Origin of the sequence: Pseudarthrobacter raffinosi, from assembly GCF_023913735.1 — a bacterium.
Lineage (GTDB): Bacteria > Actinomycetota > Actinomycetes > Actinomycetales > Micrococcaceae > Arthrobacter > Arthrobacter raffinosi.
Genome location: NZ_JAMXBH010000001.1, coordinates 120,506 through 142,034 on the forward strand (window position 1 = coordinate 120,506; position 21,529 = coordinate 142,034).

Genomic DNA, 21,529 nt, shown 5'->3' on the forward strand with positions numbered 1-21,529 from the left:
TTGCACACTCATGAGAGGTGGCTCACATGCCTAAGCTGGGCGAGGGGAAACGACAACTACTCACGAACGGACGTCAACGATGACTGTGCCCACCTACACAGAACGCCGGCCGGCACCGCCTGCCGGCAGGCCCGGCCTGGCCGCGCAGCTGCTGCGCCGCAAGCCGATCGGACAGATGGTCAATGAAGCCGAAACAGGCCATGGCGGCACCCGCCTGATCCGCAGCTTCGGCGTTTTCCAGTTGACCATGATCAGCGTCGGCGCGACCCTGGGAACCGGAATTCTGGTGATCCTGGGCGAATCGGTTCCGCTGGCCGGGCCGGCCATCTGGATCTCCTTTGCCATCGCTGGACTCGCCGCCCTGCTGTCCGCGGTGTCCTACGCCGAAATGGCCGGCCTGGTTCCGGTGGCAGGTTCCAGCTATTCCTACAGCTACGCCACTTTGGGCGAGGGCATGGCCTGGATCTGTGGCTGGTGCCTCGTGCTCGAATACGCAGTCTCGGTCGCGGCGGTGGCAGTTGGGGCCGGCCAGTACGTGAACGAGTCCCTGGCGGTCTTCGGCCAGTTCCTGCCCGACGCAATCTCCCAGCCACCCGGAGACGGCGGAGTGGTGAACGTCCCGGCGATGGTCATCGTTCTGCTCGCCATGATCCTGCTGGTTCGCGGCGCCAAGGAAAGCGCCTGGATTAACACCGCCATCGTGGTGGTCAAGGTGGGAATCCTGATCTTCTTCTGCGCCGTGGCTTTCACCGCCTTCAGCGCCGGCAACTTCGAGCCTCTCCTGCCCATGGGCGCTGCTGGTGTCTCAGCCGCCGCGTCCAGCGTCTTCTTCTCCTACATCGGCTTCGACGCGGCGTCCACGGCCGGTGAGGAAGCCCGCAATCCCAAGCGCGACTTGCCGCGGGCCATCATGCTCTCCATGCTGATCGTCACCACCATCTATGTCCTGGTTGCCGTCGCCGCCGTCGGCGCCCGTCCCTGGGGCTGGTTCGACGGTAATGAAGCAGCACTCGTGAAGATCCTTGAGGAAACCACCGGACAGCCGTGGATCGCCCTGGTCTTCGCCGTCGGCGCGGTCCTTGCCATCGCCAGCATCGTGCTGACTGTCCTTTACGGACAAACCCGCATTCTTCTCTCCATGGCCCGCGACGGACTCATTCCAAAAATCTTCGGCCGGGTCTCCGCGAGGACCGGCACACCGGTTGCCGGCACCCTGATCGTGGGCCTCCTCGTGGCAGTCACGGCCGGCCTGGTTCCACTCGGCGCCCTGGCTGACGCCACGAGCATAGGCACCCTCTTCGCCTTCGCGCTGGTGAACGTTGCCGTCATCTACCTGCGCCGTGTGCGGCCTGAACTCAAGCGGACCTTCCGGGTCCCGCTATTTCCGCTCACGCCCATCCTCGGAGCGCTCATGTGCGCCTACCTCATGGCCAACCTGGGCGCCGACACCTGGGTGACCTTCGGCATCTGGATGATGGTGGGTATCGCGGCGTACTTCGGCTATGGCCGGCGCAATTCAAGGGTGGCTTCCATGAGCCACGAGGAATACCGTGAGCTGAGCAGGCCGGAATCTTCAACGCTGTCCACCCCCGAACAAACAAAGGCAGAGCTTTCATGACCGTCGCCACCGAACTCCCGGCCTCTGACCCATCCAGCACCCAGGCTGGCCCCATCACCATGCTGAACCCCGATTTTCCGTTCAGCTACGACCACTACCTCGCCCATCCGGCAGGGCTCGGCGCGGTTCCGCCGGAGCTGTACGGCACCGAGGTGGCAGTTGTAGGGGCGGGCCTTTCGGGCCTCGTCACGGCCTACGAACTGATGAAGCTGGGCCTGCGCCCTGTCATCTATGAAGCGGACCAGATCGGCGGCCGCCTGCGGACGGCCGGTTTTCCGTCCGCTCCCGGCGTGGTGGCCGATCTGGGCGGCATGCGGTTCCCCGTGTCGGGCAGGGCTTTCTACCACTACGTGGACCTGCTAGGGCTGGACACCCAGGATTTCCCCAACCCGCTGGCACCCGTCACGTCCAGCACCGTGATCGAACTGGCCGGCCAGAAGTACTACGCCGAGACCGCCCAGGACCTGCCGCCGTTCTTCCGCGAGGTGGCCGATGCCTGGAAGGCCGCGGTGAACGACGGCGCGAGGTTCGTCGAAATGCAGGAGGCCATCCGGGCCCGGGACACGGGCCGGATCAAGGAGCTCTGGAATGAGCTGCTGCCGCTCATGGACGAGCAGACCTTCTATGGGTTCATCGCCGGGAGCGAGTCATTCAAGGAAGCCGGCTTTGCCCACCGGGAGGCCTTTGGCCAGGTGGGCTTCGGCACAGGCGGCTGGGACACCGACTTCCCCAACTCCATCCTGGAAATCCTCCGCGTGGTCTACACCGACGCCGATGACCAGCACCGGCTCATCAGCGGGGGAGCCCAACGGCTGCCCGAGGCACTGTGGCAGCACGCGCCGTCGGGCATGGCCCACTGGCCGGACGGAACATCCCTGGCGTCGCTCCACTCCGGCACGCCCCGCGGCGCCGTGGACAAGATCAGCCGCGATGCCGACGGCGACCTCCGGATCCGGGAGCGCTGGGGCCGCGAAGCCAGCTACCCCGCCGTGGTCACCACGTGCCAGTCCTGGCTGCTGTCCACGCGCATCCACACCGAGGAGGCACTGTTCCCGGCCGAACTGTGGACTGCGATCGAGCGTTCGCACTACATGCAGTCATCCAAGACGTTTGTGATGGTGGACCGGCCGTTCTGGAAGGACATCGATCGGGACACCGGCCGTGAGGTCCTGTCCATGACCCTCACGGACCGGTTGAACAGGGCCACCTACCTCCTGGATGACGGCCCGGACAAGCCCGCCGTGATCCTGCTGTCCTACACGTGGAACGATGACGCGCTCAAATGGCTGGCGCTGGACGCCGACGAACGCGTTGAGCTGATGCTGCACTCGCTCGAGCAGATTTACCCGGGCGTGGACATCGCCAGCCACATCGTGGGCCAGCCGATCACCGTTTCCTGGGAAGCGGACCCCAACTTCATGGGTGCCTTCAAAGCGAACCTGCCGGGGCACTACCGCTACCAGCAGCGCCTCTTCACGCACTTCAAGCAGGACAAGCTGCCCGAATCCCAGCGCGGGATCTTCCTTGCCGGTGATGATGTGTCCTTCACGGCGGGCTGGGCCGAAGGCGCCGTAACCACCGGCCTGAACGCGGTGTGGGGTGTGGTGAAACACCTGGGCGGGACGTCGGCGCCGGGCAACCCCGGTCCGGGCGAACTCCTGGACGCCATCGGGCCCATCAGCCTCGACTAGCCGTGCAGCTCCCGGTGCGCGCGCGCCAGCTCGACGTAGCGCACGGCGTTCTGCTTCACGCCGTCGAACTCCTCATCGGTGAGTTCCCGCCGTACCTTCGCCGGGACGCCGGCAACCAGCGAGCGGGGCGGCACAATAGTCCCTTCCAGGACAACGGCGCCGGCTGCCACGAGCGAGCCGGTGCCGATCACCGCGCCGTTAAGCACAGTGGCGCCCATGCCGATCAGGCAGTCGTCCTCTACAGTGCAGCCATGGACGACGGCGGCATGTCCCACACTGACCCCGGCCCCGACTGTGCAGGGGAAGCCCGGATCGGCGTGCAGCACCACGTTGTCCTGCAGGTTGCTGCCGGCGCCGACGCTGATGGCCGCTGTGTCGGCCCGGACCGACACACCATAGAAGGCGCTTGAATCCTCAGCGAGCGTGGCCTTGCCGATGATCGACGCCGTCGGGGCGATGAAGGCGGATTCGTGGACGGCCGGGGTGTTCCCGGCGAAAGTGTGAAGAGGAGCCATGGGCCAAGCCTAGGACATCCGCCCACCCCAACTGAGTAGCGCTATCTGTCGTTATGAGCCCTCATAACGACAGATAGCGCTACTCAGTTGGGAGAGGCGGGGGTGCGGAGGATCAGGAACTGGTAGTGCTGTGTCCAGTTCCCGGCGCCCGGGCCGGATTCCTCGCCGTTGCCTTCCGGCCAGGTGACAAAGTCCTCGATGGCACCGTGCCGGCCAAAGACCTGCCGCACCGTCGCGTCGCTGCGCCGGCTGAAGAACCGGGGTTCTACGTCGTCCTCGGGGTTCAGGACCTCTTCATCCTCACCGGACCAGAGGCCGACGGCGATGGGCGCGCCGCGTGCCGTGACGCGCACCAGTTCGCGCAGGACGCCGTCGATATCGGTGGCAGGGACGTGTAGCAGCGTGCTCATGGTCCAGAGGGCCGGGAAGGTCCCGTCCGGGAAGGGCAGCTGCCGGGCGCTGGCCACGGAGACGTCCAGGCCCTTCGTCCGGGACCTGCGGACGTGCTCCTCGGAGAGGTCAACGCCGGTGTAATGGATGCCGGCCCGGACGAACTCCAGGCCGTCGAGCCCCATGCCGGAGCCGATCTCCAGGACGTTGTGCCGGCCCTCGGCCTTGAGCAGCGAGATGAACCGCTCACGCTGTTCTACCCGCTGGGGCGCAAGCGGATGTTCCGTGCCGGACGCCGCGCGGCGGTTATAGAACTCGGCGAGGCGCTGTTCGCGGCCGGGTTCCTCCACTGCATTCTCAACTGCGTCCATGGACCACGACCTAGATAAGAGACTGCCTAGTTAAAGACCACTGTCCGGTTGCCGTCCAGCAGCACCCGGTGTTCTGCATGCCATTGGACGGCCTGCGTCAGGGTGCGGCCCTCCACGTCCCGGCCCATCTGCACGAACTGCTCCGGAGTGCGGGCGTGGTCCACGCGGATGACTTCCTGCTCGATGATGGGGCCCTCGTCCAGCGCGGCCGTGACGTAGTGGGCAGTGGCGCCGATCAGCTTCACGCCGCGGGCATGAGCCTGGTGGTAGGGCTTGGCGCCCTTGAAGGACGGCAGGAACGAGTGGTGGATATTGATGGCCTTGCCGGTGAGCTCCGCGCACAGGTCATCCGAAATGATCTGCATGTAGCGGGCCAGGACGGTCAGTTCGATATCGTGCTCGGCCATGAGGGCGCGCAGCTTGTCCTCGGACTGGGCCTTGGTGTCCGGGGTGACCGGGATGTGGTGGAACGGGATGCCGTAGAACTCGGCCAGCCCGGCGAGGTCACGGTGGTTGGAGACGATGGCCGGGATCTCGATGGGCAGGGTGCCGGAGCGCTGCTGGAACAGGATGTCGTTGAGGCAGTGCGCGGACGTGCTGGCCATCAGGAGCGTGCGCACCTTCTGGCCCACGGGGTTGAGGCTCCACTGCATGCCGAAGGAGTGGACCACCGGCTCAAGGGCGGCCTGGACCTCGGCCCGGGAGGCCGTCGTCGTCGCTTCCACCCGCATAAAGAAGTTGCCGGTTGCGGGGCTGCCATACTGCTGCGAGTCCAAAATATTACAGCCCGCCACCAGCAGCGCTCCGGCCACGGCGTGGACAATTCCGGGGCGGTCCGGGCAGGACAATGTCAATACGTAAGCTCGGTTCAGCTGCTCTTCAGTCACGACTACAAGCCTACCCGCGCGGCCCGCCCGCGTTTGGTAGTCTGGTGGGGTCGCAACTGGCGTTGGGTGGCTAACCACCAGGGAGTGGCAATCACGAAGACCACGGATCGTACGCCTGGGCCGAGGGTCATGTCTTACCGGAACTGCACCCTCTGAGGGTGCGGTTCGCTTTCACGCCCTGTCATCAAGGGGCGGTGATGTGCGCCAGCCGGTAGCCTGACCTTAGCAGTGCCCGTATCCCTAGCCAGGAGTTTTTCGTGACTACTACCGCCACCACAACAGCCGCCGTCAGCAACCAGTCGCTGGCCGAGCTTGACCCCGAAATCGCAGCAGTCCTCAGCCAGGAACTTGGCCGCCAGCGCGGCACCCTGGAAATGATCGCCTCCGAAAACTTTGCCCCGCGCGCTGTGATGGAAGCCCAGGGCTCGGTCCTGACCAACAAGTATGCCGAAGGCTACCCGGGCCGCCGTTACTACGGCGGCTGCGAATATGTGGATATCGCAGAGCAGTTGGCCATCGACCGCGTCAAGGCACTGTTCGGTGCCGAGTACGCCAACGTCCAGCCGCACTCCGGTGCCCAGGCCAACGCCGCAGCACTGTCCGCCATGATCGCTCCCGGTGACAAGATCCTGGGCCTGTCCTTGGCCCACGGCGGCCACCTGACCCACGGCATGAAGCTGAACTTCTCCGGCAAGCTCTACAACGTGGCTGCCTACCAGGTGGAGCCGGACAACTTCCGCGTTGACATGGACAAGCTGCGCGAGCAGGCCATCGCCGAGAAGCCCCAGGTCATCATCGCCGGCTGGTCCGCCTACCCGCGCCACCTGGACTTCGCGGCCTTCCGCTCCATCGCCGATGAAGTGGGCGCGCTGCTCTGGACCGACATGGCACACTTCGCCGGACTGGTGGCTGCGGGGCTGCACCCGAGCCCGGTTCCGTACTCCGACGTCGTCACCTCCACCGTGCACAAGACCCTCGCCGGCCCCCGCTCCGGCGTGATCCTGGCCAAGAAGGAGTGGGCCAAGAAGATCAACTCCAACGTCTTCCCGGGCCAGCAGGGCGGCCCGCTCATGCACGTCATTGCGGCCAAGGCCGTGGCCTTCAAGATCGCCGCCACCGAGGAATTCAAGGAACGCCAGGAACGCGTCCTGGAAGGCGCCCGGATCATCGCCGACCGCCTCAACCAGTCCGACGTCGCCGACGCCGGCGTCTCCGTCCTCACCGGCGGCACCGACGTGCACCTGGTCCTGGTGGACCTGCGCGACTCCCAGCTCGACGGCCAGCAGGCCGAGGACCTCCTGCACTCCGTGGGCATCACCGTGAACCGCAATGCGGTTCCGTTCGACCCCCGCCCGCCGATGGTCACCTCCGGCCTGCGCATCGGCACCCCGGCCCTGGCCACCCGCGGCTTCGGTGCTGCCGAGTTCACCGAGGTGGCAGAGATCATCGCCACTGCACTGAAGGCCGGCACCGCCACGGACGTCGAGGCACTGCAGTCCCGCGTGGACAAGCTCGCCGCCGATTTCCCGCTGTACCCGCTGCACGAGCAGTGGTAATCCATGACCACTGAAACTGGAACTGCACAGATTCTTGACGGCAAAGCCACCGCCGCTGCCATCAAGGCCGAGCTGACCGAACGCGTGGCCGCACTCAAGGCCAAGGGCGTCACCCCCGGACTGGGGACCGTTTTGGTGGGCTCCGACCCCGGGAGCACCTGGTATGTGGGCGGCAAGCACAAGGACTGCGCCGAGGTGGGTATCACGTCCATCCGCCGCGACCTCCCCGAGGAAACCACGCAGGACGAACTCCTCGCCGTGGTCCGTGAGCTGAACGGGAACCCGGAATGCACCGGCTACATCGTGCAGCTTCCCTTGCCCAAGCACATCAACCAGGACGTCATCCTGGAGGCCATGGATCCGGTCAAGGACGCAGACGGCCTGCACCCGATGAACCTGGGCCGCCTGGTGGCCAACGTCAGCGGACCGATGAACTCGCCGCTGCCGTGCACCCCCAAAGGCTGCGTGGAGCTCCTCACCCGGCACGGCATCAGCCTCAAGGGCAAGCGCGTCCTCGTGGTGGGCCGCGGCGTGACCATCGGCCGTCCCGTCGGGCTGCTGCTGACCCGCAAGGACGTCAACGCCACGGTCATCCTGGCGCACACCGGGACCGTGGACCTGGCCGCCGAACTCCGCCAAGCCGACGTCGTGATCGCCGCCGCGGGAGTCCCGCACATGATCAAGGCAGCGGACCTCAAGCCGGGCGCAATAGTGCTCGACGTCGGCGTGAGCCGTGTTGACGACGGCAACGGTAAGGCAGTGGTCACCGGAGACGTGGACCCCGCCGCTGCCGACGTCGCCTCGTGGATCTCCCCGAACCCGGGCGGCGTGGGGCCGATGACCCGCGCCATGCTGCTCGCCAATGTGGTGGAAACCGCGGAGCGCCAGGCGGGAACCGCCTAGTTTCGTTCCTCAACAGCAAAGCCCGACGGCGGTCAGCACCTCCACTTGAGGTGCGGGCCGCCATCGGCCGTTAACCGTGCCCAGCCCAACTAAGTAGCGCTATCTGTCGTTTTGGAGGCTCAAAACGACAGATAGCGCTACTTAGTTGGGAGCGTGCAAGTGTTCGCCGGGGGTGGAAGGTGCGCTGGGGCTCTGCTGCGTTTGAGACAATAGACGCATGCGATCTCTGGGTAACACTCAATCTCCGTCCGGCCGGCCCAAGGGCGGCTTCTCCATGCTGCGGATCAGCGGCCCGGGAATGATGGTCTTTGTCATCGCGTTCATCGTTGCCGTGATCTTTGCCGCGAACCAGAACGACGTCGTGGGCTGGGTTGTCGCCATCATCGCCGCTTTCTGGCTGGCCCTCGCAGCCTTTGTGGTGTTCAGCATCCAGAAGGCGGCCAAAAAAGCCGGCGCGAAGCTGACGGAAGCCCAGAACGCCTTCAACAGCGCAGCCGGCCGTGCGCCGTCGTCGTCCTCGGCCGACCACGGCGGCACCCGGGTGGTGTACGAGCGGACCGAAGCGGACGAAGTCCGCGACCTCAAGCTGGACCACTCCTTCAAGATCGTCCAGGTCCAGATCCAGGTAGTGGAGAAGGAACGTGCCAAGGGCGAGGCAGCGGACCAGGATACGATCCGCCGCGCGCTGGAGACCATCGAGATCACCGCCACCAACGCCCGCGACATGATCCGCGCTGCCGGCGGCACCGGCGACCCGGTCAGCGGAACCATCATCGACTAGAGTAGTGCGGGTGATCTCGGCATTGAAGAAGGACCACCTTCGCATCGCATCAGTCAACGTCAACGGCCTCCGGGCTGCCTACAAGAACGGTATGGCGGCATGGCTGGAGCCCCGCGAGGTGGACATTGTCTGCCTCCAGGAAGTCCGGGCCCCTGACGCGATTGTGCGCCAGCTGCTCGGTGATGGCTGGCACATCCTGCACGCCGAAGCCGAGGCCAAGGGCCGCGCCGGCGTAGCCATCGCTTCCCGCGAAGAACCGCTGGACACCCGCAACGGCATCGGCGATGACTACTTCGCCACCGCCGGACGCTGGGTTGAGGCTGACTTCAGGGTGGCCGACGCCGAGGGGAACCCCGCGCAGCTGACGGTTGCCAGCGCCTACGTGCACTCCGGCGAGGTGGGTACCCCGAAGCAGGTGGACAAGTACCGCTTTTTGGATGTCATGACCACCAGGCTGCCGGAACTGTCCAAGCACAGCGATCACGCACTGGTGGTGGGGGACCTCAACGTGGGCCACACCGAACGGGACATCAGGAACTGGAAGGGCAACGTCAAGAAGGCCGGCTTCCTGCCTGACGAACGTGCCTATTTTGACCGCTTCTTCGGCGAGGACATCGGCTGGAAGGATGTCCACCGTGGCCTGGCGGGCGACGTCGACGGTCCCTACACCTGGTGGTCACAGCGTGGGCAGGCGTTCGACAACGACACCGGCTGGCGCATCGACTACCACATGGCCACCCCGGACCTCGCCGCCGCCGCGTTCTCGGCAGTGGTTGACCGGGCGCCTTCGTGGGACACCCGCTTCTCTGACCATGCCCCGCTGGTAGTGGACTACCGGCTCTAAGCCCCGAAGGTTTTTTCCCATGACTAGCCCGAATTCCCCGGTGACCAAGAAACGCATCCTCTCCGGCGCCAAGCCCACGGCGGACTCCCTGCACCTGGGCAACTACATTGGCGCTGTCCGCAACTGGGTGGACATGCAGGCTGAATATGATGCCGTCTTCTTCATCCCGGACCTTCACGCCATCACCGTGGACTTCGATCCCGCCGAGCTTGCCAAGCGCACCCGGGTGGTTGCCGCGCAGTACATTGCCGCCGGCATCGACCCGGACAAAAGCATCTTCTTTGTGCAGTCCCACGTCCCCGAGCACGCCCAGCTGGCCTGGGCCCTGAACTGCATCACCGGCTTCGGCGAAGCGTCCCGGATGACACAGTTCAAGGACAAGACCCAGAAGTCGGGCGCGGACGCCGCAACTCTTGGCCTGTTTGCCTACCCCACGCTCATGGCAGCCGACATCCTGCTGTACCAGACTGACCTCGTGCCGGTGGGCGAGGACCAGCGGCAGCACCTGGAGCTCACCCGGAACCTGGCCCAGCGCTTCAACACCCGTTACGGCCACACGTTCACCGTGCCGGAGGCCACCATCCTCAAGGCCAGCGCCAAGATCTATGACCTGCAGAACCCCAGCGCCAAGATGTCCAAGACGGGGGAGTCGCCCAACGGTTCCATCCAGCTGCTGGAGGACCCCAAGCTCGCCGCGAAGCGCATCAAGTCCGCGGTCACTGACACGGGATCCGAAGTCCGGTTCGATGCCGAAGCCAAGCCCGGGATCTCCAACCTCCTCACCATCTACTCCACGCTCACCGGAAAGTCCGTGGCTGAGCTGGAGACGGAGTACGAGGGCAAGATGTACGGCCACCTGAAAGTGGACCTTGCGGAGATCATGGTGGACTTCATCACGCCGCTGCGGAACCGCACCAACGAACTGATGGCTGACCCGGCCGAGCTGGACCGGCTGCTGGCCCAGGGCGCCGAGCGGGCCAGGGAAATCGCCGCAGTGACCCTTGGCCAGGTCTATGAGCGCATGGGCTTCCTGCCGTCCCTCAGCCTCGCAGGCGTCCGCTAGCTCGATGTCGGCCGCCAGCAATGTCAGTGAAGGAATGAGCGTAGGCGTCATTCTGGGCTTTCCCCCTGCCATCGCCGAGGAGCTTCAACGGTGGCGCGCCTCCTTCGGGGACCCCATGGCGGGGGTGGTGCCCGCGCACATCACGCTGGTCACCACCACGGCCACCCAGGACTGGGCAGCCACCCAGGCGCACGTCCGCGACGTGGCGCGGCGGCAGGTCCCGTTTATGGTCACCATTGCCGGGACCGGAACGTTCCGGCCGGTCTCCCCGGTGGTTTACATCAACGTCGAGGACGGGTTCGACTCCTGTGTGGAGCTCCACGAAAGACTCCAGAGCGGCCCGCTGCAACGCGAGTTGCCGTTCTCGTACCACCCGCATGTCACCATCGCCCACGATGTCGCGCCCGAAAGCCTGGACGAAGCCGAAACGGTGCTTGAAAGTTACCGGGCGACGTTCCCGGTGGTTAGCATGGGACTCTACGAGCACGATGCCGACGGCATTTGGCAGCTACGGGAAGAGTTGGACTTTGGGACCGAAACTGACGACGGCGGGTCCTTCGCCGCGGACGCCGACGCAAACGGAGCCACCGCTCCCTACTGAACAGGCCCGCCTGAAGCTCGCCGTCATCCAGAAACGGATGGAGTGGGGCAAAGCCAGAAGGTCCGACGGCGGCCCGGTGGCCAGCTCGCTGGCGATGCTCCAGTGGCTGCTGGCCAGGCTTAATGCCTTCCGCCCGATGCGCGCGTGGCAGCACTACAACCTCCAGCATGGCCCGTTGATGAGCGCCGGCATCGGCTTCAACATGTTCTTCTCCATCACCGGCCTGTTGGCCACGGGTTTCTCCGTTGCCGGCCTGGTGCTGCGGGGCCAGCCTGCCCTGCTGGACACCATCATCCGCAGCGTGGCCCAGAGTGCGCCCGGACTGCTGAAGGTGGGCGGGGGAGAAGGGCTGGTTGATCCGAACGACCTCCTGAACCCGGACGGACTCGGCTGGACCGCCGTGATTGCTGCCGCGGTTACGGTCATCACGTCCCTGGGCTGGATCGCCGGACTCCGCGACGGCCTGCGCGGTGTGGTGCAGTTGCCGCCCCTGAAAATCAACCCGATTGTCCTTAAACTGCGCGACGCCGGCACCCTCCTGCTCCTGGGAGTGGCCCTGGTGATCAGCGCCGGAGCGTCCCTGGTGTTCGGCACGGCGGCTGGCTGGGTCACGGACTTCCTGCAGCTGGATCCGGCGGTGGCAGGTCCGCTGACCACAGCGATCAAGATCGGTGTGCCGCTGACGCTCAACTGGGTCACGGCCGTCATCATGTTCCGGCTGGCCGGTGGGCTCAAGCTCTCCCGGCGGGCACTCCTGGAGGGGACCATCCTTGCCGCGGTGGGCACCACCGTCCTGCAGGTCTTCAGCACTGAACTGCTGGCCGGTGCGGGACGGAACCCCATCCTGGCGCCGTTTGCCATCATCATCGGCCTGCTGATCTGGTTCAACCTGGTCAGCCAGGTCTACCTCGTGTCCGCCGGCTGGTCCACCATCCGTGAAGAGGACCTCAGGAGCGCACCCGCAGGCCAGGAGAAAGCACTGTGGGGCTCCCGGCAGGTCCAGCCCGGCAAGGTACCCGTGGAGGGCCACAGCGACGGAAAGGGCCCCGGCGCCGGGCACCAGGGCAGCCCGGCAGTTACTTCCCGGCGTCGAGGTACTGGTCGGCCCAGGCAGAAATAATCCTGGCGGCCCGGGCTGCCTGGCCCTTGCCGGTCAGCAGGTGGTCGCTGCCTTCGAGTGAGACGAAGTTCCGCGGATGGCGCGCCGTCTGGAAGATGGTGCTGGCGTTCTCGATGCCCACGGTGTTGTCCGTGGGGGAGTGGAGGACCATCAGCGGTTTGTGCAGCTGCCGGATGCAGTCCGTGAGGTCCGCGTTTTCCAGGTCCTCCACAAAGTGTTTCCGGATCTCCACGCGTTTCCCGCCGAGGTCCACTTCCGCGCTGCCCTCGCTGAGGATCTTGTCCAGTGCGGCGTCAAAGACGTGGGCCACGTGCTTGGGTGAGAACGGGGCCGCAACTGTTGCGACGGCGTCGAGCTCCGGGATCTGTCGGGCGGCCGAAAGCACCGCCGCGCCGCCGAAGGAGTGTCCCACCAGCAGCGAGATGGCCCTCCCGTGGCTGCGCATGAACTCGGCGGCCACCACGGTGTCCGCCACCTTGTGGCTGAAGGAGCCCTCCGACCAATGGCCGGCTGACTCGCCCAGCCCCAGGTTGTCGAAGCGGAGCATCCCGATGCCGGTGTCGGCCAGGGCCTTGCACATCCGGGACGCCGCCGGGCTGTCTTTGCCCAGGGTGAAGCCGTGTGAGAAGACGCCCCAGCCCCGCACCGGCCCCTCCGGGACGTCGATGATGCCGGACAGGAGCTCGCCGGTGGAACCTTCGAAGCTGACTTTTTCGGAGCGGGACATCGCGTGCTGCTTTCGTTGGTGCCGTCACGTGTTAAACAACGACGGCGCCCATCCCACCTAAGGTGGGTGACGCCGTCGTAAGCAAGAACCTGAATTAGATCTTACGGGAGAGAATTGCCTGCTTGACTTCGGCGATTGCCTGGGTCACCTGGATGCCGCGGGGGCATGCTTCGGAGCAGTTGAAGGTGGTGCGGCAACGCCACACGCCTTCCTTGTCGTTCAGGATTTCCAGGCGCATGTCGCCGGCATCATCACGGGAATCGAAGATGAAGCGGTGGGCGTTGACGATCGCGGCCGGGCCGAAGTACTGGCCATCGGTCCAGAAGACCGGGCAGGAGGACGTGCACGCCGCGCAGAGGATGCACTTGGTGGTGTCGTCGAAGCGCTCACGGTCCTCGGCGGACTGCAGGCGTTCCTTGGTGGGCTCGTGGCCCTTGTTGATCAGGAACGGCATGACTTCGCGGAAGGACTGGAAGAACGGCTCCATGTCCACGATCAGGTCCTTCTCCACCGGCAGGCCCTTGATGGGCTCAACGGTGATGGGCTTGGTGGTGTCCAAATCCTTAAGGAGCGTCTTGCAGGCAAGGCGGTTGCGGCCGTTGATGCGCATGGCATCAGAACCGCAGACACCGTGGGCGCAGGAACGGCGGAACGATACGCTGCCGTCAATTTCCCACTTGACCTTGTGCAGGGCGTCCAGCACGCGGTCGGTGCCGTACATGGTCACCTTGAAGTCGTCCCACGTGGCGTCCTCGGACACCTCAGGGTTGTAACGGCGGACGCGCAGGGTGACGTCGAACGTGGGGATCTCTCCGCCGCCTCCGATGTGTGCGGGCAGTTCGATCTTGGAGGCTGGCTCAGCAAGTTCAGCGGTCATCTTAGTACTTCCTCACCATCGGCTCGTAGCGGGTAAAGACAACCGGTTTGGTGCCCAGACGGATGCCGGCGATTGCCTCTGCCGAGCCGTCGGCCGGGGCGTGGTCATCCTTGTACGCCATGGAGTGCTTCATGAATTTTTCGTCGTCGCGTTCCGGGAAGTCCTCACGGAAGTGTCCGCCGCGGGATTCCTCACGGTGCAGGGCGGCCACGGTCATGACCTTGGCCAGTTCCAGCAGGAAGCCCAGTTCAACGGCCTCGAGCAGGTCCAGGTTGAAGCGCTTGCCCTTGTCCTGGACGCTGATCTTCTTGTAGCGGGCCTCGAAGGACTCGATGTCCGTCAGGACCTGGTTCAGCGTGTCAGCCGTACGGAACACCTGCATGTTGGCGTCCATGGTGTCCTGGAGTTCCTTGCGGATCACCGCCACCTTCTCGTCGCCGGTGCCGTTGCGGGCAATGTCCAGCAGCTCGATGGTGTAGGCCTCCGGATCCTCTGGGAGGTCCACGAAGTCAGCAGTCTTGGCGTACTCCGCGGCGGCGATGCCGGCGCGCTTGCCGAACACGTTGATGTCCAGCAGTGAGTTGGTGCCCAGGCGGTTGGAGCCGTGGACCGAAACGCAGGCGACCTCGCCGGCGGCGTACAGGCCCGGGATGACGGTGTCGTTGTCCTGCAGGACCTCGGTGGTGATGTTGGTGGGGATGCCGCCCATGGCGTAGTGCGCCGTGGGGAACACCGGAACCGGTTCCGTGTACGGTTCCACGCCCAGGTAGGTGCGGGCGAACTCGGTGATGTCCGGGAGCTTGGCATCGATGTGCGCAGGCTCCAGGTGGGTCAGGTCCAGCAGGACGTAGTCCTTGTTCGGGCCGCAGCCGCGGCCTTCGCGGACTTCGTTGGCCATGGAGCGGGCCACGATGTCACGCGGTGCCAGGTCCTTGATGGTGGGGGCGTAACGCTCCATAAAGCGCTCACCCTCGGAGTTACGCAGGATGGCGCCCTCACCGCGTGCGGCTTCGGACAGCAGGATGCCCAGGCCGGCTAGGCCTGTCGGGTGGAACTGGAAGAACTCCATGTCTTCCAGCGGGATGCCGCGGCGGAAGGCGATGCCCATGCCGTCACCGGTGAGGGTGTGGGCGTTGGAGGTGGTCTTGAAGACCTTGCCGGCGCCGCCCGAGGCGAAGATCACGGACTTGGCCTGGAACACGTGCAGCTCGCCGGAGGCAAGGTCATAGGACACGACGCCGGCAACACGCTTCTGCTTGTACGGCGTGCCGTCCTCGCGGACAGCGTCTTCCTCGACCGTCAGGAGGTCAAGGACGTAGTACTCGTTGTAGAACTCCACGTTGTGCTTGACGCAGTTTTGGTACAGCGTCTGCAGGATCATGTGGCCGGTGCGGTCAGCTGCGTAGCAGGCACGGCGGACGGGCGCCTTGCCGTGGTCGCGGGTGTGGCCACCGAAGCGGCGCTGGTCGATCCGGCCTTCGGGCGTGCGGTTGAACGGCAGGCCCATCTTTTCCAGGTCCAGCACGGCGTCGATGGCTTCCTTCGCCATGACCTCGGCGGCGTCCTGGTCAACCAGGTAGTCACCGCCCTTAATGGTGTCAAAGGTGTGCCATTCCCAGTTGTCTTCTTCGACATTGGCAAGGGCCGCACACATGCCACCCTGCGCCGCACCGGTGTGCGAGCGGGTGGGGTAGAGCTTGGTCAGTACTGCTGTTCGCGCGCGCTGACCGGACTCGATCGCGGCGCGCATGCCAGCGCCACCGGCACCGACGATGACGACGTCGTACTTATGGACCTGCATACTTGGGCGCTCTTTCTCTCAAAATTCGCTATAAAACAACGGGCGGGCGTTGCCTGCACCGCAAAATACAGCCTGCGGCTCACCGCGGGCAGCGGATGATCTGGCTACGCGGGGCAGAATCCGCCGGGCAGCGGAACGCCGTCAACCACGGGGCACGGGTTGAAGGTGAAGATCACCAGGGTGCCAAGGACGATGATCACGGTGGTGGCCGCGTAGAGGACGATCTTGAGCCAGAGTCGGGTGGAATCCTTCTCGGCGTAGTCGTTGATGATGGTGCGTACGCCGTTGGTGCCGTGCAGCATGGCCAGCCACAGCATGGCGAGGTCCCAGATCTGCCAGAACGGGTCAGCCCACTTGCCGGCGACGAAGCCGAAGTCGATGGCTTGGATGCCTTCGCCCACCAGGAGGTTCACGAAGAGGTGCCCGAAGATGAGCACCACCAGCACTACGCCGGAAAGGCGCATGAACAGCCAGGCGAACATTTCGAAGTTGCCCCGGCTTGCGCCGGTGCGGCGGTACTGGGGGGAGATCTTGCCGCTACTGTTTTTCCCACTGCGTGGGCTGTCGATCGTTGCAGTCATGGCTCAGTGACCTCCAAGTGCGAGGGAAAGGTGGCGGATGGAGAAGCCGACCATAACAACTACCCACAGGGCCAGGACGGTCCACAGCATCTGGCGCTGGTATTTGGCGCCCTTCTTCCAGAAGTCGACGGCGATGATCCGCAGGCCGTTAAAGGCGTGGAAGACAATCGCGGCAACCAGGCCCGTTTCACCCAGGGCCATAAGGGGGTTCTTGTAGGCACCGATAACAGCCGTGTAGGCCTCCGGGGACACACGCACCAATGAGGTGTCCAGCACATGGACCAACAAGAAGAAAAAGATCACTACACCGGTAATCCGGTGTCCTACCCAGGACCACATGCCTTCACGGCCGCGGTACAAGGTGCCAGCTGGTTTTGTCGGCACTGATAAACCTCCCTGCAACACAGCGGCGCTGGCATGAGATCCACGCGGGGGGAACGCCTGCTGCGAGAGCAACTCGTAGCTCAGGCCTAAATCTAGGCTTCGCTCACAGCTTATTCAATTTAGGAACTCCTTGGTGACCCCGCAATGCCTGCGTTTTGCCTGCAGATGAGACGAACACCACATCATGGCGCGCCCGCGGGGGTTGGCGGAGGGTTCTGAAAGGGGCAGTTCACGGCTCGTCAGCTAAAGTAGCCGTGATGAGTACAGACAAAGTGACAAGCCCGGATTCACCCCTGAACCGCTTTATTGCGGTCATTCCGGCAGGCGGAGTGGGGACTCGCCTCTGGCCCCTGTCACGGGCAGCAGCTCCCAAATTCCTCCATGACCTCACCGGGTCCGGCAGCACTTTGCTGCGCGCCACCTACGACCGCCTCGAGCCGCTGGCAGGCAGGCGCGTCCTCGTGGTGACCGGCACTGCACACCGGGCCGCCGTCTGCCGGCAGTTGCCCGAGGTCCAGGAGTCGGACCTGGTCCTGGAGAGCGAGCCCAAGGATTCCGGCGCCGCCATCGGCCTGGCTGCCGCCATCCTGTACCAGCGCGACCCGGACACCATCATGGGTTCCTTCGCCGCTGACCAGGTCATCAGTCCTGACCACCTGTTCCAGCAGGCCGTCCGCGAAGCCATCCACACGGCCGCCGCCGGCAAGATCGTGACCATCGGCATCAAGCCGACCCACCCGTCCACCGGCTTCGGTTACATCCGCGCCGGCGCGGAACTCAACATCGAAGGTGCGCCCAGCGCCCAGGCCGTTGTCGAGTTCGTAGAGAAGCCGGACGAGGAAGTTGCCCAGCAGTATGTGGACAGCGGTGAGTATGTCTGGAACGCAGGAATGTTCGTGGCTCCCGTTGCCCTGATGCTGAGGCACCTTGAGGCCAACCAGCCGGAGCTGTTCAAGGGCCTGCAGGAGATCGCCCAAGCCTGGGACACTCCCGAACGTGATGTCGTCACAGCCCGCGTTTGGCCCACGTTGCCCAAAATCGCCATTGACTATGCGGTGGCCGAGCCTGCCGCCGCTGCCGGCGATGTGGCCGTTGTGCCGGGCACGTTCGGATGGGACGACGTCGGAGACTTTGCTTCGGTGGGCCGGCTCAACAGTGCGCGGGAAGTCGATGACGTCACCGTTATCGGTGAAGGCGCCCGGGTTTTCACCGAAAACGCCAGCGGTGTGGTGGTTTCGGACACGAAGCGCGTGATCGCCCTGATCGGCATCAAGGATGTGGTCATCGTTGACACGGGCGATGCCCTCCTGGTGACCACCAAGCAGCACGCGCAGCGGGTCAAGGGAGCCGTTGACGCGCTCAAGGCCAGTGGCGACACCGACGTTCTGTAACCCGGTCGGGAGTGTCCAGGCGCGGCACAATCTGTAACGCGCCCGCCGTGATGACGCTATTCCGTGGACGCTCGCTAGAGTAAATGAGTGCGTAATTACACTACTGAAGCCGAGCCCACCGCATTAGTGCGGCCATGGTTGGAACCCCTCCTGCCGGAGCTGATCGACTTCCGCCGAGATCTGCACGCGCACCCCGAGCTTTCCTTCAAGGAATTCCGCACCACAGACAAGCTGTTGGAGCGGCTCGAAGCCGCCGGACTGGCTCCGCGGCGGCTTGAAGGCACCGGCCTCACCGTCGACATCGGCGAGGGGCCCATCGCCACAGCGCTCCGGGGCGACATTGACGCCCTGCCCATCATCGAGGAAACGGGGCTGCCGTTTGCCTCGAAGAACCATGGCGTCACGCATGCCTGTGGCCACGACGTACACACCGCCGCCATGCTCGGCGTCGCTCTGGTCCTGCAGCGCATGCACGAGGAGTCCCCGCTGGGCGGTTCGGTCCGGATCATTTTCCAGCCTGCCGAGGAGACCATGCCCGGCGGCGCTCTGTCCTGCATTGAGCAGGGCGTCCTGGACGGTGTGCCGCGCATCCTTGCGCTGCACTGTGACCCGAGGATCGACGTCGGACGCATCGGCACGCGCATCGGCGCCATCACTTCCGCCTCGGACACCATCAGGATCGAGCTGAGCGGCCGCGGCGGCCATACCTCCCGTCCGCACCTGACGGAGGACCTCGTGTTCGCCCTGGCACAGATCGCCGTGAATGTTCCGGCTGTGCTGTCCCGCCGCGTTGACGTGCGCAGCGGTGTCTCTGTGGTGTGGGGCCATATCTCCGCCGGATCGGCGCCGAACGCCATTCCCGGCACGGGCTTCATGGCCGGGACCATGCGCTGCCTGGACCGCGATGCCTGGAAGGACGCCGGCGAGCTCCTGGACGAAGTGGTACATCAGGTGGCCGCGCCCTACGGTGTCGAAGTACGCCTGGAGCACACCAGGGGAGTGCCGCCGGTGGTGAACTCCGAGGACGAGACGGCTCTGATCGAGGCCGCAGCCCGCGCTGAAATCGGCGAGGGCGCCGTAGTGCTGACGCCGCAGTCCATGGGCGGCGAGGACTTCGCCTGGTTCCTGGCTGAACGGCCTGGCGCCATGATGCGCCTGGGTACCAAGACCCCCGGCGGCGAAGAGTACGACCTGCACCGCGGTGACTACATCCTGGACGAACGCGCCCTGGGCCTGGGTATCCAGGTCCTCACGGCAGCTGCCCTCCGGACCATCCGCGACCTCTAGCCCCGCGCCCCCGACCTACCTAAACCCCTGGCGCGAACGGACACTTAACCACCACCCCCGGCGCGAACTGGCAGATAACACCCTCAAATCCCGGTTTTGAGGGTGTTATCTGCTCGTTCACGCGTCCCTTTGGCGCGGTAAGTTGTGCACAATTGAATTGTGGACTACCGTCTTAGGTATGACTGAAGCCCCCCGCCTCGACCGCCAGGTGTGTTTTGCGCTGTACTCCGCGTCCCGCGCGGCAACAGCGGTCTACCGCCCCGTCTTGGAAGACCTCGGCCTGACGTACCCGCAATATCTGGTGATGCTGGTCCTCTGGGAATCGGAGCCGAAGGGCGTCAAGGAGCTCGGCGAGGAACTGGGCCTTGACTCCGGCACGCTGTCGCCGCTGCTCAAGCGGCTTGAGGCCATGGGGCTCGTGGAGCGCCGCCGGTCCGGGGAAGATGAGCGCCGTGTTGCAGTCCACCTGACGCCGACCGGGCGCTCGCTCAGCAGCAAGGCCAGCGGGATTCCACGGCACCTTGCGGACGCCGCCGGGTTGTCATCCGAGGAGCTGGAACAGCTTCGCACCACCTTGGAAAGGCTCACCGAAGCTCTTCACCGCGCGCACTGAGCGCCAAGATTTTCCGTTATCCACATCCAACAGGACGGACCACATATGAAGACTCTCTACACTGCCGAGGCCCTCGCTTCCGGCGAAGGCCGGGACGGCAACGCACGCACCAACGACGGCAAGCTGGATGTCTGCCTGGCCAGCCCTGTGGAGCTGGGCGGTGACGGCCAGGGCACCAACCCGGAGCAGCTGTTTGCCGCCGGTTACGCGGCCTGCTTCCACTCCGCGCTCCGCCTCGTAGGGCGCAAGGAGCGCGCAGACCTGACCGACTCGGCCGTCGCGGCCAAGATCCACTTTGGCGCGCTGACAGACGGCGTGGGCTATGGCCTCGCTGCTGAACTGGAGATCGCTGTTCCGGCCCTGGATCTCGCCACGGCCGAGTCCCTGGTCGCCCAAGCGCATCAGATTTGCCCATATTCCAACGCCACCCGCGGAAACATGACGGTGGACATCAAGATCCTGGAGTTCGCAGCATGAGCCTGACAACGGCACTTCCAACATCCAGCCGGGAAATCCGCCTGGCCTCACGTCCGGTAGGGCGTCCGGTCAGTGAGAACTTCCGGCTGGCAGAGTCACCGCTGACGGAGCTTCAGGACGGCCAGATCCTGGTCCGCAACCTCTACATCTCCGTGGACCCTTACATGCGCGGCCGTATGAACGACGTCAAGTCGTACTCGGCGCCGTTCGCGCTGGATGCAGCGCTCGACGGCGGCGCCATTGGTGAGGTCATCGCGTCCAGGGCCGAAGGGCGGAAAGTGGGGGACGCCGTCGTCCATCAGCTGGGCTGGCGGGAATTCGCCGTACTGGACGCAGACTCAACCTCGGTTGCCCGCACGGACCTTGCGCCGGCGTCGGCGTTCCTTGGCGCGCTGGGCATGACCGGCCTGACGGCGTACGCCGGCCTGCTCAAAGTGGCGGAGTTCAAACCCGGCGATGCGGTGTTCGTGTCAGGTGCGGCGGGTGCCGTGGGCTCTCTTGTGGGCCAGATCGCCAAGGCGATGGGCGCTTCCAGGGTCATCGGCAGCGCGGGAACCGCGGAGAAGGTGGCCCGGCTCCTGGAACTGGGCTTCGACGCCGCGTTTAACTATAACGACGGGCCGGTGCTGGACCAGCTTGTCCAGGCCGCAGGACCCGCAGGCATTGACGTGTATTTCGACAACGTGGGCGGCGATCACCTGGAAGCTGCCCTGGCGGTCCTGAATGTGGGCGGCCGCGTTGCCATGTGCGGCGCGATAGCCCAGTACAACTCCACCGAACCCACCCCGTCACCGCGGAACCTCGCGCTTGCCATTGGCAAGCAGCTCATCCTGCGGGGGTTCCTGGTCGGCGGACAGCGCCAGCACAGTGCTGAATTCTTCGGGAAGATGTCAGCCTGGCTTGCGGACGGTTCAGTCCAGTATGACGAGACCGTGGTGGATGGACTGGAGAATGCGCCCCAGGCCTTCATGGATCTGCTCGATGGTGCGAACACCGGCAAGATGCTGGTGCGCCTCTAAGCTCCCCACCAGCGCGAACGGACACTTGGGGC

General features: G+C 65.1%; 22 protein-coding genes. 14 read left to right on the forward strand and 8 right to left on the reverse strand.

Annotated elements, in window-relative coordinates; translation table 11 throughout:
• Positions 1 to 79: 79 nt before the first annotated feature.
• On the forward strand, positions 80 to 1,618 hold the full coding sequence (locus NG698_RS00540; protein WP_252603704.1) for an amino acid permease: 1,539 nt from the start codon (positions 80 to 82) through the stop codon (positions 1,616 to 1,618).
• Positions 1,615 to 3,309, forward strand: a complete 1,695-nt coding sequence (locus tag NG698_RS00545; RefSeq protein WP_252603706.1) for a flavin monoamine oxidase family protein — start codon at positions 1,615 to 1,617, stop codon at positions 3,307 to 3,309. Before NG698_RS00540 ends, NG698_RS00545 begins: the two co-directional genes overlap by 4 nt.
• Here the strand turns inward: NG698_RS00545 and NG698_RS00550 are convergent.
• From NG698_RS00550 to purU, 3 genes are all read right to left on the reverse strand, one after another.
• Positions 3,306 to 3,824, reverse strand: coding sequence for a gamma carbonic anhydrase family protein (locus tag NG698_RS00550; protein ID WP_252603621.1), 519 nt, complete (start codon positions 3,822 to 3,824; stop codon positions 3,306 to 3,308). The two genes, NG698_RS00545 and NG698_RS00550, sit on opposite strands and share 4 nt — an antisense overlap.
• Positions 3,825 to 3,907: 83 nt before the next feature.
• A complete protein-coding gene (locus NG698_RS00555; RefSeq protein ID WP_252603624.1) occupies positions 3,908 to 4,585 on the reverse strand; it encodes a class I SAM-dependent methyltransferase in 678 nt (225 codons plus the stop codon).
• Positions 4,586 to 4,611: 26 nt separating this feature from the next.
• On the reverse strand, positions 4,612 to 5,472 hold the full coding sequence (gene purU / locus NG698_RS00560; RefSeq protein WP_252603627.1) for a formyltetrahydrofolate deformylase: 861 nt from the start codon (positions 5,470 to 5,472) through the stop codon (positions 4,612 to 4,614).
• 257 nt (positions 5,473 to 5,729) lie between these two features.
• Here purU and glyA point away from each other — a divergent pair, with 257 nt between their 5' ends.
• The 7 genes from glyA (at position 5,730) to NG698_RS00595 (ending at position 12,340) form a co-directional block, all read left to right on the forward strand.
• Positions 5,730 to 7,028 (forward strand): serine hydroxymethyltransferase, encoded by a 1,299-nt coding sequence (gene glyA / locus NG698_RS00565; protein WP_308293008.1) that lies wholly within the window; start codon positions 5,730 to 5,732, stop codon positions 7,026 to 7,028.
• A 3-nt stretch (positions 7,029 to 7,031) separates the two neighbouring features.
• Positions 7,032 to 7,931, forward strand: coding sequence for a bifunctional methylenetetrahydrofolate dehydrogenase/methenyltetrahydrofolate cyclohydrolase (locus NG698_RS00570; RefSeq protein ID WP_252607791.1), 900 nt, complete (start codon positions 7,032 to 7,034; stop codon positions 7,929 to 7,931).
• A 217-nt stretch (positions 7,932 to 8,148) separates the two neighbouring features.
• A complete protein-coding gene (locus NG698_RS00575; RefSeq protein WP_058929690.1) occupies positions 8,149 to 8,712 on the forward strand; it encodes a hypothetical protein in 564 nt (187 codons plus the stop codon).
• Positions 8,713 to 8,722: 10 nt separating this feature from the next.
• A complete protein-coding gene (locus NG698_RS00580) occupies positions 8,723 to 9,556 on the forward strand; it encodes an exodeoxyribonuclease III (protein ID WP_252607792.1) in 834 nt (277 codons plus the stop codon).
• A 19-nt stretch (positions 9,557 to 9,575) separates the two neighbouring features.
• Positions 9,576 to 10,619 (forward strand): tryptophan--tRNA ligase, encoded by a 1,044-nt coding sequence (gene trpS / locus NG698_RS00585; protein ID WP_252603635.1) that lies wholly within the window; start codon positions 9,576 to 9,578, stop codon positions 10,617 to 10,619.
• 4 nt (positions 10,620 to 10,623) lie between these two features.
• Entirely contained in the window at positions 10,624 to 11,220 is a 597-nt protein-coding gene (locus NG698_RS00590) for a 2'-5' RNA ligase family protein (protein WP_252607793.1), read from the forward strand.
• Between the two features lie 37 nt (positions 11,221 to 11,257).
• Positions 11,258 to 12,340: a YihY/virulence factor BrkB family protein gene (locus tag NG698_RS00595; protein WP_252603640.1), complete on the forward strand. Its 1,083-nt coding sequence runs from the start codon at positions 11,258 to 11,260 to the stop codon at positions 12,338 to 12,340.
• On the opposite strand, the gene NG698_RS00600 is transcribed toward NG698_RS00595, so the two are convergent.
• The 5 genes from NG698_RS00600 to sdhC form a co-directional block, all read right to left on the reverse strand.
• The gene (locus NG698_RS00600) at positions 12,297 to 13,067 is read right to left on the reverse strand and encodes an alpha/beta hydrolase family protein (protein WP_252603643.1); all 771 of its coding nucleotides are present in this window, start codon (positions 13,065 to 13,067) and stop codon (positions 12,297 to 12,299) included. The genes NG698_RS00595 and NG698_RS00600 overlap by 44 nt on opposite strands.
• A 94-nt stretch (positions 13,068 to 13,161) precedes the next feature.
• On the reverse strand, positions 13,162 to 13,944 hold the full coding sequence (locus NG698_RS00605) for a succinate dehydrogenase iron-sulfur subunit (RefSeq protein WP_058929685.1): 783 nt from the start codon (positions 13,942 to 13,944) through the stop codon (positions 13,162 to 13,164).
• A 1-nt stretch (position 13,945) separates the two neighbouring features.
• Complete coding sequence (gene sdhA, locus NG698_RS00610) at positions 13,946 to 15,745, reverse strand: succinate dehydrogenase flavoprotein subunit (protein WP_252566498.1); 1,800 nt, start codon at positions 15,743 to 15,745, stop codon at positions 13,946 to 13,948.
• A 104-nt stretch (positions 15,746 to 15,849) separates the two neighbouring features.
• Complete coding sequence (locus NG698_RS00615) at positions 15,850 to 16,326, reverse strand: succinate dehydrogenase hydrophobic membrane anchor subunit (protein ID WP_252603645.1); 477 nt, start codon at positions 16,324 to 16,326, stop codon at positions 15,850 to 15,852.
• Between the two features lie 3 nt (positions 16,327 to 16,329).
• Positions 16,330 to 16,710 carry a succinate dehydrogenase, cytochrome b556 subunit gene (gene sdhC / locus NG698_RS00620; protein WP_082576094.1) on the reverse strand — a complete coding sequence of 127 codons (381 nt, stop codon included), beginning with the start codon at positions 16,708 to 16,710 and terminating at the stop codon, positions 16,330 to 16,332.
• 257 nt (positions 16,711 to 16,967) lie between these two features.
• Here sdhC and NG698_RS00625 point away from each other — a divergent pair, with 257 nt between their 5' ends.
• The 5 genes from NG698_RS00625 to NG698_RS00645 all read left to right on the forward strand — a co-directional run bounded on the left by NG698_RS00625 (position 16,968) and on the right by NG698_RS00645 (position 21,497).
• Positions 16,968 to 18,101 (forward strand): mannose-1-phosphate guanylyltransferase, encoded by a 1,134-nt coding sequence (locus NG698_RS00625; RefSeq protein ID WP_252603648.1) that lies wholly within the window; start codon positions 16,968 to 16,970, stop codon positions 18,099 to 18,101.
• Positions 18,102 to 18,188: 87 nt separating this feature from the next.
• Positions 18,189 to 19,388, forward strand: coding sequence for an amidohydrolase (locus NG698_RS00630; protein ID WP_252603650.1), 1,200 nt, complete (start codon positions 18,189 to 18,191; stop codon positions 19,386 to 19,388).
• A 178-nt stretch (positions 19,389 to 19,566) separates the two neighbouring features.
• The gene (locus tag NG698_RS00635; RefSeq protein WP_252602441.1) at positions 19,567 to 20,001 is read left to right on the forward strand and encodes a MarR family winged helix-turn-helix transcriptional regulator; all 435 of its coding nucleotides are present in this window, start codon (positions 19,567 to 19,569) and stop codon (positions 19,999 to 20,001) included.
• Positions 20,002 to 20,046: 45 nt separating this feature from the next.
• Positions 20,047 to 20,478 (forward strand): organic hydroperoxide resistance protein, encoded by a 432-nt coding sequence (locus tag NG698_RS00640; protein ID WP_252602440.1) that lies wholly within the window; start codon positions 20,047 to 20,049, stop codon positions 20,476 to 20,478.
• The gene (locus NG698_RS00645; RefSeq protein WP_252602438.1) at positions 20,475 to 21,497 is read left to right on the forward strand and encodes an NADP-dependent oxidoreductase; all 1,023 of its coding nucleotides are present in this window, start codon (positions 20,475 to 20,477) and stop codon (positions 21,495 to 21,497) included. The genes NG698_RS00640 and NG698_RS00645 overlap by 4 nt, the downstream gene beginning before the upstream one ends.
• Positions 21,498 to 21,529: the final 32 nt, after the last annotated feature.

Excerpts from the sequence above, each read along its gene's own strand:
- NG698_RS00540 (WP_252603704.1), top strand. The coding sequence starts at position 80 with ATGACTGTGCCCACCTACACAGAACGCCGGCCGGCACCGCCTGCCGGC.
- NG698_RS00625 (WP_252603648.1), top strand. The coding sequence starts at position 16,968 with ATGAGTACAGACAAAGTGACAAGCCCGGATTCACCCCTGAACCGCTTT.
- NG698_RS00600 (WP_252603643.1), bottom strand. The coding sequence starts at position 13,067 with ATGTCCCGCTCCGAAAAAGTCAGCTTCGAAGGTTCCACCGGCGAGCTC.
- NG698_RS00570 (WP_252607791.1), top strand. The coding sequence starts at position 7,032 with ATGACCACTGAAACTGGAACTGCACAGATTCTTGACGGCAAAGCCACC.
- sdhA (WP_252566498.1), bottom strand. The coding sequence starts at position 15,745 with ATGCAGGTCCATAAGTACGACGTCGTCATCGTCGGTGCCGGTGGCGCT.
- NG698_RS00595 (WP_252603640.1), top strand. The coding sequence starts at position 11,258 with ATGGAGTGGGGCAAAGCCAGAAGGTCCGACGGCGGCCCGGTGGCCAGC.
- trpS (WP_252603635.1), top strand. The coding sequence starts at position 9,576 with ATGACTAGCCCGAATTCCCCGGTGACCAAGAAACGCATCCTCTCCGGC.
- NG698_RS00640 (WP_252602440.1), top strand. The coding sequence starts at position 20,047 with ATGAAGACTCTCTACACTGCCGAGGCCCTCGCTTCCGGCGAAGGCCGG.
- NG698_RS00555 (WP_252603624.1), bottom strand. The coding sequence starts at position 4,585 with ATGGACGCAGTTGAGAATGCAGTGGAGGAACCCGGCCGCGAACAGCGC.
- NG698_RS00645 (WP_252602438.1), top strand. The coding sequence starts at position 20,475 with ATGAGCCTGACAACGGCACTTCCAACATCCAGCCGGGAAATCCGCCTG.
- NG698_RS00575 (WP_058929690.1), top strand. The coding sequence starts at position 8,149 with ATGCGATCTCTGGGTAACACTCAATCTCCGTCCGGCCGGCCCAAGGGC.
- NG698_RS00615 (WP_252603645.1), bottom strand. The coding sequence starts at position 16,326 with ATGACTGCAACGATCGACAGCCCACGCAGTGGGAAAAACAGTAGCGGC.
- NG698_RS00635 (WP_252602441.1), top strand. The coding sequence starts at position 19,567 with ATGACTGAAGCCCCCCGCCTCGACCGCCAGGTGTGTTTTGCGCTGTAC.
- NG698_RS00545 (WP_252603706.1), top strand. The coding sequence starts at position 1,615 with ATGACCGTCGCCACCGAACTCCCGGCCTCTGACCCATCCAGCACCCAG.
- NG698_RS00605 (WP_058929685.1), bottom strand. The coding sequence starts at position 13,944 with ATGACCGCTGAACTTGCTGAGCCAGCCTCCAAGATCGAACTGCCCGCA.
- NG698_RS00590 (WP_252607793.1), top strand. The coding sequence starts at position 10,624 with ATGTCGGCCGCCAGCAATGTCAGTGAAGGAATGAGCGTAGGCGTCATT.
- NG698_RS00550 (WP_252603621.1), bottom strand. The coding sequence starts at position 3,824 with ATGGCTCCTCTTCACACTTTCGCCGGGAACACCCCGGCCGTCCACGAA.